The sequence below is a fragment of the Nostoc sp. genome (assembly GCF_036919595.1).
In the GTDB taxonomy this organism is placed as follows: domain Bacteria; phylum Cyanobacteriota; class Cyanobacteriia; order Cyanobacteriales; family Nostocaceae; genus Nostoc.
In genome coordinates this window covers 1-11,510 of sequence record NZ_JBALCO010000200.1, presented here as the reverse complement: position 1 = coordinate 11,510, position 11,510 = coordinate 1, and the positions used below count along the sequence as shown (strand labels likewise).

16 protein-coding genes are annotated in these 11,510 nt (G+C 40.4%); 9 read left to right on the top strand and 7 right to left on the bottom strand.

What is annotated here, in order from left to right; translation table 11 throughout:
- The 4 genes from V7K21_RS30350 to V7K21_RS30335 all read left to right on the top strand — a co-directional run.
- A partial coding sequence (locus V7K21_RS30350) for a transposase (RefSeq protein ID WP_335179796.1) occupies window positions 1–204 on the top strand: 204 nt, incomplete at its 5' end.
- Window positions 205–432: 228 nt separating this feature from the next.
- A complete protein-coding gene (locus V7K21_RS30345) occupies window positions 433–762 on the top strand; it encodes a hypothetical protein (protein ID WP_335179794.1) in 330 nt (109 codons plus the stop codon).
- Window positions 759–1,364 carry a hypothetical protein gene (locus tag V7K21_RS30340; protein ID WP_335179792.1) on the top strand — a complete coding sequence of 202 codons (606 nt, stop codon included), beginning with the start codon at window positions 759–761 and terminating at the stop codon, window positions 1,362–1,364. The genes V7K21_RS30345 and V7K21_RS30340 overlap by 4 nt, the downstream gene beginning before the upstream one ends.
- Window positions 1,365–2,279, top strand: a complete 915-nt coding sequence (locus V7K21_RS30335) for a CHAT domain-containing protein (RefSeq protein WP_335179790.1) — start codon at window positions 1,365–1,367, stop codon at window positions 2,277–2,279.
- 147 nt (window positions 2,280–2,426) lie between these two features.
- Here the strand turns inward: V7K21_RS30335 and V7K21_RS30330 are convergent, their stop codons facing one another.
- Window positions 2,427–2,726 carry a hypothetical protein gene (locus tag V7K21_RS30330; RefSeq protein ID WP_335179788.1) on the bottom strand — a complete coding sequence of 100 codons (300 nt, stop codon included), beginning with the start codon at window positions 2,724–2,726 and terminating at the stop codon, window positions 2,427–2,429.
- The gene (locus V7K21_RS30325) at window positions 2,723–2,983 is read right to left on the bottom strand and encodes a hypothetical protein (protein WP_335179786.1); all 261 of its coding nucleotides are present in this window, start codon (window positions 2,981–2,983) and stop codon (window positions 2,723–2,725) included. The genes V7K21_RS30330 and V7K21_RS30325 overlap by 4 nt, the downstream gene beginning before the upstream one ends.
- A gap of 18 nt (window positions 2,984–3,001) precedes the next feature.
- Here V7K21_RS30325 and V7K21_RS30320 point away from each other — a divergent pair, with 18 nt between their 5' ends.
- Together V7K21_RS30320 and V7K21_RS30315 are read left to right on the top strand one after the other, a co-directional pair.
- Window positions 3,002–4,168 carry a filamentous hemagglutinin N-terminal domain-containing protein gene (locus tag V7K21_RS30320; RefSeq protein ID WP_335179784.1) on the top strand — a complete coding sequence of 389 codons (1,167 nt, stop codon included), beginning with the start codon at window positions 3,002–3,004 and terminating at the stop codon, window positions 4,166–4,168.
- Window positions 4,086–5,135 carry an S-layer family protein gene (locus V7K21_RS30315; RefSeq protein ID WP_335179781.1) on the top strand — a complete coding sequence of 350 codons (1,050 nt, stop codon included), beginning with the start codon at window positions 4,086–4,088 and terminating at the stop codon, window positions 5,133–5,135. The genes V7K21_RS30320 and V7K21_RS30315 overlap by 83 nt, the downstream gene beginning before the upstream one ends.
- A 64-nt stretch (window positions 5,136–5,199) precedes the next feature.
- On the opposite strand, the gene V7K21_RS30310 is transcribed toward V7K21_RS30315, so the two are convergent.
- Entirely contained in the window at window positions 5,200–5,388 is a 189-nt protein-coding gene (locus V7K21_RS30310; RefSeq protein WP_335179778.1) for a hypothetical protein, read from the bottom strand.
- Window positions 5,389–5,755: 367 nt separating this feature from the next.
- Between V7K21_RS30310 and V7K21_RS30305 the strand changes: the two genes are divergently transcribed.
- Window positions 5,756–6,298: a hypothetical protein gene (locus V7K21_RS30305; protein WP_335179777.1), complete on the top strand. Its 543-nt coding sequence runs from the start codon at window positions 5,756–5,758 to the stop codon at window positions 6,296–6,298.
- Window positions 6,299–6,541: 243 nt separating this feature from the next.
- Here the strand turns inward: V7K21_RS30305 and V7K21_RS30300 are convergent, their stop codons facing one another.
- The 3 genes from V7K21_RS30300 to V7K21_RS30290 form a co-directional block, all read right to left on the bottom strand.
- Window positions 6,542–6,736 carry a hypothetical protein gene (locus V7K21_RS30300; protein ID WP_138502135.1) on the bottom strand — a complete coding sequence of 65 codons (195 nt, stop codon included), beginning with the start codon at window positions 6,734–6,736 and terminating at the stop codon, window positions 6,542–6,544.
- 566 nt (window positions 6,737–7,302) lie between these two features.
- Window positions 7,303–7,668, bottom strand: coding sequence for a transposase (locus tag V7K21_RS30295; RefSeq protein ID WP_442948949.1), 366 nt, complete (start codon window positions 7,666–7,668; stop codon window positions 7,303–7,305).
- Window positions 7,669–8,066: 398 nt separating this feature from the next.
- Window positions 8,067–8,330 carry a hypothetical protein gene (locus V7K21_RS30290; RefSeq protein WP_335179775.1) on the bottom strand — a complete coding sequence of 88 codons (264 nt, stop codon included), beginning with the start codon at window positions 8,328–8,330 and terminating at the stop codon, window positions 8,067–8,069.
- 209 nt (window positions 8,331–8,539) lie between these two features.
- On the opposite strand from V7K21_RS30290, the gene V7K21_RS30285 reads away from it, so the two are divergent.
- Both V7K21_RS30285 and hisD read left to right on the top strand, forming a co-directional pair.
- Window positions 8,540–8,695, top strand: a complete 156-nt coding sequence (locus V7K21_RS30285; protein WP_335179773.1) for a hypothetical protein — start codon at window positions 8,540–8,542, stop codon at window positions 8,693–8,695.
- 62 nt (window positions 8,696–8,757) lie between these two features.
- Window positions 8,758–10,038, top strand: a complete 1,281-nt coding sequence (gene hisD / locus V7K21_RS30280; RefSeq protein WP_335179798.1) for a histidinol dehydrogenase — start codon at window positions 8,758–8,760, stop codon at window positions 10,036–10,038.
- A 426-nt stretch (window positions 10,039–10,464) separates the two neighbouring features.
- Here hisD and V7K21_RS30275 read toward each other — a convergent pair.
- On the bottom strand, window positions 10,465–11,510 hold a 1,046-nt coding region (locus V7K21_RS30275), incomplete at its 5' end, for a CAAD domain-containing protein (protein ID WP_335179770.1).

Below are 11,510 nucleotides of genomic sequence, written 5' to 3'. Positions count from 1 at the left end.
GGGGCAAATGTTCTTTATCAATCACCCTATTCTCCTGATTTTAATCCTATTGAACACTGGTGGTCACAACTTAAGGCTTTTTTACGTCAGTTTTCACCAACCACTGCAAAAATGCTTGATATTTTAATTGCGATCACACTCAATTTAGTCAATCCCAAGCATTTGAAAAGCTGGTTTACAAACTGTTGTTACTGTACCTCATAAACCTGCAATCTGCTGTAAGTCCATTAATTAAGGGACAAACACCTCTGTGCTATTAAATTGGGAATGGAAGGTACGGTTGATATTATTTCTAGAGAAGAGACTGTGATGCAATTCTTTTTGAGGAAGGCAAGGTTGATTGCAGACTTGTAGGGTGATCGCTGCTAATGGCGAGGTGATTTAGAAACATCTCGGCAGATATTGTAACAAAGTTTAGCAGCAGCTTTATCCTTGCCAGATAAGCAAGCAGTAGGAGATATTCTACTCAGTTTAGGCAACACAGCCCGCGCTCAACAAGATGTCCCAGCAGCTATGGAGTTTTACCAAAAAGCTGCCACAATAGCCACTTCACCAACTACCCGCATTCAAGCTGAAGTTAATCAACTTAGGCTACTAGTGGAAACTGATAAATTTGATGCCCTGCAAGCGTTATCGTCCAAAATCCAAACTCAACTTGCCGAATTACCGCCCAGTCGCACAGCAATTTCTGCTCGGATCAACTTTGCCCAAAGTCTAACGCAATTTAAAAAAAAACTAGCACAGACACGCCCTCATGGTTGAATATTGCCCAACTTTTATCACCTGCTATTGAGCAAGCCAGAAGTTTGCAAGACCAACGAACAGAATCTTATGCTCTTGGTATTTTGGCAGAGGTGTACGAACAAACTCAACAATGGTCTGATGCCCAAAACCTTACTCAGCAAGCCTTACTGATGGCTCAAGCTATCAATGCTCAAGATATTGGCTATCGATGGCAATGGCAGCTAGGACGTTTGTTGAAAGCTAAGGGAGATACCGAAGGTGCGATCGCAGCTTACAATGAAGCAGTCAATAGCCTCCAGTATATCCGCAACGATTTAGCTGCCGTCAATTCAGAAGTAAAGTTTTCCTTTCGGGATGAAGTCGAACCTGTATACCGGGAATTAGTAGATTTACTTTTGCAACCTGAGGAAAATTCTCAACCAAATCAAGTAAATATTGAAAAAGCCAGCAAAACAATAGAATTGTTGCAAGTCGCAGAACTTGATAACTTTTTTCGCAACACCTGTTTGAATGCTCAAATTCAAAGTAAAAAACAAGACCAAACGGCAATAACAGTCATTTATCCATTTATTTTGCCAGACCGACTGGAGGTGATTCTCCAGTTACCGCAAAAACGTTAGTTGCACTATGCTACTGCTGTAAGTAAAGATGAAGTGCAAACTACTTTAAAACAACTACAAGAAAGTTTAACCAAGCCCCATACATTACGAAAAATTCAGTCTTTGTCGCAAAAGGTATATAACTGGTTGATTAAACCCGCTGAAGCTGCTTTAGCTGAAAGTCAGACTCCTACTTTGGTGTTTGTGCTGGATGGGTGGTTGCGAAATATCCCGATGGCAGCTTTGTATAATGGCAAACAATATCTGATTGAGAAGTATAGCATTGCACTGACTCCTGGTCTGCAACTGATTGAACCCAAACCATTGCAAAAAGAATTAAAAGTAATAGCCGCAGGATTGAGTGAACCAAGTTCTGGATTTTCTGCACTACCCAACGTGAAGCGTGAATTAGAGCAAATCCGTGCTGGTATACCTAGTAATATACTTCTCAATCAAGAATTTACCAGATCAGCTTTGCAGAATCGAATTAATTCTCTGTCTTTTCCAGTCGTTCATCTGGCAACTCATGGTCAGTTTAGCTCCAAAGCTGAGGAGACATTTATTGTTGCTTGGAAAGACCGTATTTATGTCAAGCAGTTTAATCAGTTAGTGCGAACTATCGAGCAAAACCGACCTGAAGCTATTGAATTGCTTGTGCTGAGTGCCTGTCAAACAGCTGCTGGAGACGAACGGGCTGGGTTGGGAATCGCTGGTGTCGCTTTTCAAGCAGGAGCGCGGAGTATCATCGCTTCTTTGTGGAACTTAGATGATGAGTCTACCTCTGTGTTGATCAATGAATTTTACCAAGAGTTAGCTAACAAAAAGTTGACTAAAGCTGAAGCACTTCGTCGCGCCCAGCTCGCTCTTTTACAAAATCCTAAGTACAAACGTCCGATGTTTTGGGCACCCTACGTTCTGCTAGGTAATTGGCTGTAGTTTTATATCTGGATAAATACAGCAGTTTATAATTTGGTGAATGACACTGATGCAGTGCAAATAGATTTAGTAACTCTTAATCTAAGCAGCGATCGCTCATTTGTTCCAGCAAAACAACTACTACCACACCAGAACCCATCATAGAAGCTACTGCAATTCGATTGTATCGACTGACAATTCAATCGTATTGACTGACAATGCGATCGCATCAACTCGCAATTCGATTGTATCAATTAACAATGCGATTGTATCGGCTAACAATGCGATTGTATCGGCTAACAATGCGATTGTATCGATTGACAATGCGATCGCATCAACCCGCAATGCGATTGTATCGGCTGAGGAATTATCTTCTATAAATTTATGTAAATAAATTAGGAAGTTTTGTGGAAAACTACCGCCATTGAAACTGAGAATTATCCAGAGGTGACTGCAACCTACCGTCAATCCACATTAGTGGTGTGACATAAACAAAAGTTTAGCGATCGCTGTTTGCTTAGAGGGGTGCAATGTCCAAGATAAATGTTCGTTGGGGCTGGTTTATAGGGATTGCGATTTGTAGCGCAAGTGTTTGCAATACTACAAATTGCGCTTTTGCTCAAATCACTCCAGATGGCACTTTGCCTAATAATTCCATCGTTACACCAGATGGCAGCACCCTCAATATCACAAGAGGAACCTAAGCGGGTAACAACTTGTTTCACAGTTTTGGGGAATTTTCTGTGCCTATTAACGGTGTTGCTTTGTTTAAAAATAGTGTGAATATTCAGAATATCATTAGTCGGGTAACTGGTGGATCAGTCTCTGATATTAATGGCTTAATTCGTACTAACGGTACAGCTAACCTGTTTTTGCTCAATCCCAACGGAATTATTTTTGGTCCCCATGCCTCCTTAGACATTAAAGGTTCTTTTGTGGCAAGTACGGCAACTAGTCTGAAATTTGCTGATGGCATAGAATTTAGTGCAACTAATTCTCAAATCACTCCTTTACTGACAGTGAGCGTTCCTATTGGCTTGCAATTAGGAAGTAATCCGGGAAGTATCCTCAATCAATCACAAGCAATTAATAGCGATCGCAATGGTGAAATTGTCGGTTTGCAAGTAGAACCAAGTAAAACTTTAGCACTCGTGGGCAGTGATATTGCGTTGGAGGGTGGCTATCTAACGGCAGCAGGGGGACGAATTGAACTAGGCAGTGTGGCTGGACTTGGCTTTGTGAACCTAAACCCAACAAACAGCGGCTGGGTTTTAGGATATGACGGTGTACAAAATTTCCGGGATATTAAACTGTCTCAACGAGCTGTTGTAAATGCTAGTGGCAGTGGCGGTGGGGATATTCAAGTGCAAGGTAGGCAGGTGATGGTCACTGATGGTTCACAAATAGTAGCTAAGACTCTAGGGACAGGACTAGGAGGGGCTTTGAGCATAAATGCCTCTGACTTTGTACAAGTGAGCGGAGAATCAGCAAATCCTCAAGATTTTAGCCGTTTGACCACTCGAACCGAAGGTAGTGGAGATGCTGGAAACATGACGATCACCACAAGCAAGTTTATTGTCCAGAAAGGGGCACAGGTATTTACTGTTACTCGTCCTAAAAGTACAGGGAATTGGGGAAATTTAATCATCAATGCCTCAGACTCAGTAGACGTGAGTGGAGAATCATTAGATGGTGGAGTCAATAGCCGTTTAACCACTCGAACTGAAGGTGGTGGAAACGCTGGAAACTTGACGATTACCACCGGGAAGTTGATTATTCAGGCTGGGGGACAGATATCTGCGGGTACTCTTGCCAATAGTCAAGGCAATGGGGGGAAATTTAACCGTCAATGCTTCAGAATCCTTAGAGGTAAGCAAAGAAATAGTAGGAATATCAGGTCGTTCGGTTAAAAGCCGTTTAACAAATCGGACTGAGAATAACCAATCTACTGGCAACTTGAGAATTACTACCGGAAAGTTAATTATCCAGGATCAAGCTGAGGTAGGTGTTAATAGTAATTTCGGCTCTGGCAAGCCAGGCAATTTAGAAGTTGTGGCTCGTTCTATCCTACTAGACAACCAAGCAACCCTCAATGCTAGGGCAGCATCAGTTGATGGCGGTAACATAATACTACAAGTGCGGGATATATTACTATTACGTCGCAATAGTCAGATATCTGCCACGGCAGGTATTGCAGGTGCTGGGGGAAATGGCAGTAACATCACAATCAATGTTCCTAATGGCTTTATCATCGCCCTTCCAAATGAAAATAGCGACATCACTGCCAATGCCTTCACTGGTACAGGTGGTAAAGTAGACATAACAGCACAAAGTATTTTTGGATTCACACCACGCAGTCGAGAAGAGCTTCAAACTTTATTGGGAACTAACGATCCAAATAAACTAAACCCTGCAAGACTATCTAGTAGTGATATCACCGCGATTTCGCGCACAAACCCTTCCTTGAATGGTCAGGTGAGGATCAACATACCGCATGATAACTCTAATCGGACATTCATTAACTTGCCAGCCAGATCAATTACTACTGAACTAGCACAGGGTTGTCAAACAGGTGAAACTGCTGCTAAAAGCCAATTTGTGATTACTGGACGCGGCGGCTTACCACCTAATCCGCGTGAAGCTCTTAATAATGATGCAGTGCAGGTAGGTTTGATTACTCTCAATCCAAGCAATGATAACCGCGATCGCTCATTTGTTGCCAGTAAAATAACTACTACACCAGAACGCATTGTAGAAGCTACTGGTTTGGCACTAAACGAAAAAGGGGAAGTCGTCCTGACAGCAAATCTTCCCACCACCACGCCCCATAGTCCTTGGTTAAAGCCTGCATCTTGCAGAGCAATTCCTAATTCCTAATACTCGCCAAGGCGCGAGAAGCAAGCTACGTAATTCGTAATTCGTAATTTGTAATTAAAATTTATCAGATTGCAATCTGGTTTTTTTCATTGACCTGCAATTTGATTGTATCGTCTGACAATGCGATCGCATCAACCCACAATCCGATTGTATCGACTGACAATGCGATCGCATTAACCTGCAATGCCATTGTATCAACTGACAATGCGATTGTATCAACCTGCAATGCGATTGTATCAACTGAGAATGCCATTGTATCAACCCGCAATTCGATTGTATCAACTGATGAATTATTTTGTATAAATTTTGTAAATAAATTAGGAAGTTTTGTGTAAAAGCAACGCCATCGTAACAGAGAATTATCCAAAGGTGACTACAACCACCAAAAACTTACATTAGTAGTGTGACAGTTTAAAGAGTTGCACTATTTCACTCCACTTCGCAGCTTTAAGTTTGAAATACGATTGGTTTTCTCTGAGGGTGGCTTTATGCGATCGCATAAAGCCATGATAAAAGATAGAAGAGTGTTAACTAAAATTTAATGTTTTTTTAATACAAACAGTGAATTTTTTGAGATAATTGAAAAGATAAGATTTATCAGCTTCTGAGATTTATTAATTATGAAACCTAACTTAGAGGAGATGTCTGCGAGTTTTCCCCGCCGTCAAATTCTCAAAACTGCTCTCACCTTTGTGACTGGCTTGACCGCCACATCATTAGTATCTTTTTTGATGACCAAATCTACAAAGCCAGCACAAGCAATTGTTGTGCAACGACCAAATGAGTTTGAACTTCAGGGCGAAGGTATTTACATTAAGTATTCACTTCTGAATGGAGTTCCACAGCTTGATTACAGAACTCAAAATATTTCCACTCATTTCAGCGGTGACCAAATCAAAACCTTAGCTACTGATATCGGTACATTAGTGACAGTAATTATTCGCAATCCACCAAACCCTAATTTAGGAGGAAATGTAGTCAAACTGAGCTTACTTTTGCCAATTATCAACTTAGTCATCGGGACACGAGAAACTCCTGTTCAAACAGAAGCCATTTTAACTACTCAAAAAACATCAGGATCTATCCGCACTCCCCTGTTTGGACAATTACAGTCATATCAGACTCTCAAACTCCAGGGAACCGCCAGGGCAAACCCATCTTAATTGGAGCGGAAAATGAGGTATAGATCAAGATTAACACTACTCTGGATTTGTACCAGGTAGCTTTATCTTATACAGGCTTTTTAACCCTAGTTAAAAACAGTCAAATCAGTGAGGTGGGCCTTCTGACTTGAGGATGCTCAACAATGGTGGAGTGAATAATGAGGTATTCAATGCACCATTGTTGAGTTCAGTTCCTAATGAAAACCGATCCAGCTAAACCTTGACTCGTCGTCGGAGTCAGCTTTACTCCTGATCAATTTTTTCAATATCATCAGGTGTACCAGTGGCAGAAATTTTTGATGTGCCAGATTTACCTGCACCTGAATTGCCACCAGAAGCACCAGCACCGCCTGAGTGTTTAGAATCAGTGTTACCTTGTTCTTCCTGAAGCTGTTCAAGGCGGTTTTTTTCTTGAGCTTTATCTTTTTGGTCAGCCATATCTTATTTACATTTCTCGCTATCGGTTAGTTCTTAACTCTACCATTTTCCTTATTATGGCGGCACCAAAGGTAAATACTCTTAATTGGGGTAGTTTTGAATAAAGTGTCAGAAGATTGTAAACTAATTTTGTGCCCATTGTTGGACTCCAGGAACAACGCTTGAAGATATTTGATTGTTGCCCAGGTCTAAGTTTTGTTTTATATGCGGAACTAGGTTAGGTAATAGTTACGCTAAGTGCGATGAATCAATATACATCACTGAAATTTAGCTTTTGTCCTTACTGTGGTTTTCCTTATAGAACCCATTTGACATCTATTGATTCGCTAGCCTTTTAAGCATGAGTCTGATGAAACAGAGATTGAGTTTGGCTGTGGCATTAGTCAAGGTTCTTTCAAAGTTTTTGACCCAACTCTTACAGCGTTCCATCCAAGCATTCGAGCGGTCTTTATCCCCATCGAGTTGCCATTACGACGAATCCAGTTTTTCCTTGTGCCGCTTTTTCGGCTTTGCTTGGCTTGGATACCGAGTAAAACCGGATATTGGTCATGATCTGAGAACAAATATTAATATAGTTCAGTTGTGAATTTGTCTAGATGATAGCCGTGGTCAAGCAGGATATTAATCTTAGGAATGTTGACAGGTTTAGTGCGAAAGTAATCAAGGTTGTTGCTGAGTAATTTAATTAAGCCCTGGTCATCAGATACACTCGCTTTGGTGCAGTGGGGAAAAAATGGCAAGCCTAGCGTATCAACTGCAAGATGACGTTTGATGCCATTGCTATATTTGTAATGACAAAACCCTTTAAATTTGGCACTGGCAGTACAGGTATTTTTAACCGCTTGCGAGTCGATGATCAGTAACGTTGTCCATTTTGGTTTTTTTTTACTTTGCTTACCAGACAAAAGGCGAAAGCACCAAAGTGTAGTCATGGCACAAAATATGCTTGATCTAGTGAAACGACGAAATTCTGCGATCGCAGATTGCTGGGATCAAGATATCACCTGAACGCCACGCTGGAACTTTTAAAAAAATATACATACAGACTTTTCAAGTGTGAGATTCCCACTTCTTTTTTACTACCCTATTTCAGTTCAGCTACACTCTCAAACTATTTTTGTCGTATTTTAAAATACGACAAAAATTTTTCAATTATTTTACTCTGTCACTGGATTTATTAACCAAAAGAATTCTATATACCTCCACAGATAGTAAAAAGGCTACAAGCTTTCCCTTGAATGATACCAATTCACTAAAAACCTGATTAAAATAAAGCATCAAGATAAAACCCCAACCTGTAATTGAAGCAACGATTGATATGTTTAATTTATCAAAGGACTTTTAAGCTATCTGGGAATTCCACTACTTGTAGACTTGGTGAAATTTGTTTAGTACATAAAGCACTGGTGTAATACACCAAATAGATGTCTGCTTTGTTGATATCTTGCAGATAGTAGACGATGCTACCTCCTGGACTATTCCTTTGTTGGGGAAATGTCCCTGATAATATTACAGCTTTAGCATTTAGCAGGTAAAAGCTACCTGGTACAATTGTTTCAGCTTTGCGAAATACCTCGACACTATAATCTCCCAAGGATCACTTACAGATCGGGAAATACCCAATTTAATATCGGGATTGAGAAACTTATCAAGCAGATTTTGTGTTGTGAGTAAAACTTGTGGGGTGGCGATCGCATAGATAGGATTGCTGGTAAACGTCTCGACTTCTCCACTTAAGTTGTTTTGATTGAGTACAAGGGTATTACTTAACCTCTGAGAAAATCTCCAGTTATTCAAGCAGAATTGCTGTTTGTAGATGGCATTTACATCTTCCACTACGGAGATAAAGAAATTCCTGAAGCCCATGTCTACAAATCCATTTCACCCGCAGCCTTGAGAACTGTGATTACTACTAATCGACCTATTCCTCATGCGATCGCAGTGTATGCTGGCAGGTGATTAATAAATTTTAGCTATCACAAAGTTAAACTAAAAGATGAATGTCAACTCATCCAACTATCATGCAGCTATTAAAAATAACCGATAAAGATTTTTCTACTCTATTCAATGCACTTGTAAACGATCGCACAGAAGCAACAGTTGATGTCAGTGGTACAGTTAAAGATATTATTGTTGATGTGAAAGCCCGTGGTGATGCAGCAGTCAAGGAATATACAACTCGTTTTGATCACTATAGTCCTGATTCTTTTCGTCTGAGTGAAAGTTTTATTGCTAAACAAGCTGCCCAGTGTCCCCTAGAAGTACAACAGGCGTTAGAATTAGCGGCAAAGCGAATTACTGCTTTCCATTGTCAACAACTACCCCAAGATATCGCATATACGGATGAACTTGGAGTAAAACTAGGCTTAAATTGGATAGCTTTAGAAACGATAGGTATCTACGTACCCGGAGGACGAGCCAGCTATCCCAGTTCATTATTAATGAATGCTTTACCCGCAAAAATTGCCGGAGTAGAGCGAATAGCGATGACCGTACCCATGCCTGGTGGAGAAATCAACCCCGCCGTATTAGCAGCTGCTCAGGTAGCAGGTGTTACCGAGATATATAGTATTGGTGGAGCGCAAGCAGTGGCCGCCCTCGCCTACGGTACAGAAACTTTAATTCCTGTGAATAAAATTGTTGGGCCTGGTAATGCTTATGTGGCGGAAGCCAAGCGCCAGGTATTTGGAAAAGTAGGGATTGATAGTATTGCCGGTCCTTCGGAAATTTTGGTAGTGGCAGATAATAAAAATAATCCAGAGTGGATTGCTTGGGATTTGCTGTCACAAGCAGAACATGACCCCAGCGCCCAATCTATTTTAATCACTGATTCGGAAAGTTTTGCCAAAGATGCGATCGCAGCTGTTGAGCGGATTCTCCAAACCTTACCTACCCAAACAGTAGCGACTCAAAGTTGGGAGAAACATGGTGCGGTAATTATTGTCAATGACTTCGCGGAAAGTATTCCTCTTTTAAATCAATTAGCACCAGAACACGTAGAATTATGCGTAGATGAAGCGCAACTTTTGGCTAAACAGATTCGGTGTGCGGGGAGCATATTTTTAGGACAATATACTCCAGAAGCGATCGGCGATTATGTTGGTGGCCCCAACCATATTTTACCAACCTCGCGTTCAGCTCGCTTTGCTTCCGGTCTGAGTGTTTATGATTTTATGAAACGAATTACCTATTTGCAATGTGACCAACAAGCATTACAAGCGATAGGAAAAGCAGCAATTACCCTTGCTCATGCTGAAGGTTTACCAGCCCATGCGGGTAGTGTAGCGATGAGATTAACGTGAAAGGTAATAGGGAACAGGTGAGATCGGCCCCGTCTTAGCGGTCTGCGTCACGTAGACGCAAAGCGCCTTCCCGTTAGCGCAGTCTTAAGTTTAAAATTTCTGGAGTCCTCGTAGGCAAACAAAAGTTTGTGTAGCCACGATTTATAATCACCGGGTATATTTGCAAAAGTGAGATGCACCCGTTCCTGTACCTATGCCAAGATCAACAATTTTCTATCCAGGTAAACCAATACTGTATTCAGTACAGTCTGTCAAATAATCGACCGGGAAAGCCAAGACGGTGTTTTGCTCCCATCGATAGCAGTTACATACACCAAAGTCAACTTTCATAAGTAAGTTTGTTACGAAAGTTTTTAGGTAGTATGAATGCGTTTGCCCTATGCCTTCTTTAACTATGAAAGAAAGCAAATATGAAGACATAACAACTTACGAATCTTGTCCCTCAACAATTTCTTTTTGGATAAAACTAATTTGTGCAGCTAATTCTTGCCGAGTAGAAGCCTTGAGTAGATATCGGAAAACAAACCAAGTTAAGTAACCAATTCCAGTCAACTCAAAAGCTCGATTTACCTGCGGAATTTCATTTACTACATCTAATACAGCTATAACTATCTTAACTGCAATAGTTGCTGCAATAATTGTAGCAAAACAAATAATCGGCAGTTGGTATTCGGTGGAAAATCTACCTAAGTAATTAGGAAATTGCTTCAATAAAGCAGAAAATTTACCACCAAATTGCTGCAATTCAGTTAATGGTTGATTAGCAGGTAATAGCGATGGTTGAGTTTCAACATTTGAACTTTCAAGTGCTGCAATAGGTTCAGGTGATGTAATATCAAAATATTTCAATTGTTTTACATCACTCTCCCAAGGTACTGATTTATTAGCATTTAGTAGCAATGGTTGAGCTTCAACCTTTGAACTTTCAAGTACTGCAATAGGTTCAATTGATGTAATGTCAGCAGATTTTGATTGTTCTACTTCGTTCTCTCGAAGCAATGGTTGAGCTTCAACCTTTGAACTTTCAAGTACTGCAATAGGTTCAATTGATGTAATATCAGCAGATTTTGATTGTTCTACTTCGTTCTCTCGAAGTAATGGTTGAACTTCAATTTTTGAACTTTCCAGTTCTGCAATGGGTTCAGTTGATGTAATATCAGCAGATTTTGATTGTTCTACTTCGTTCTCTCGAAGTAATGGTTGATTAGCAGGTAGTGGCAATGGTTGAACTTCAATTTTTGAACTTTCCAGTTCTGCAATAGGTTCAGTTGATGTAACATCAAAAGATTTTGATTGTTCTACTTCGTTTTCTCGAAGTAATGGTTGAACTTCAATTTTTGAACTTTCCAGTTCTGCAATAGGTTCAGTTGATGTAATATCAAAAGATTTTGATTGTTCTACTTCGTTTTCTCGAAGTAATGGTTGAACTTCAATTTTTGAACTTTCCAGTTCTGCAATAGGTTCAGTTGATG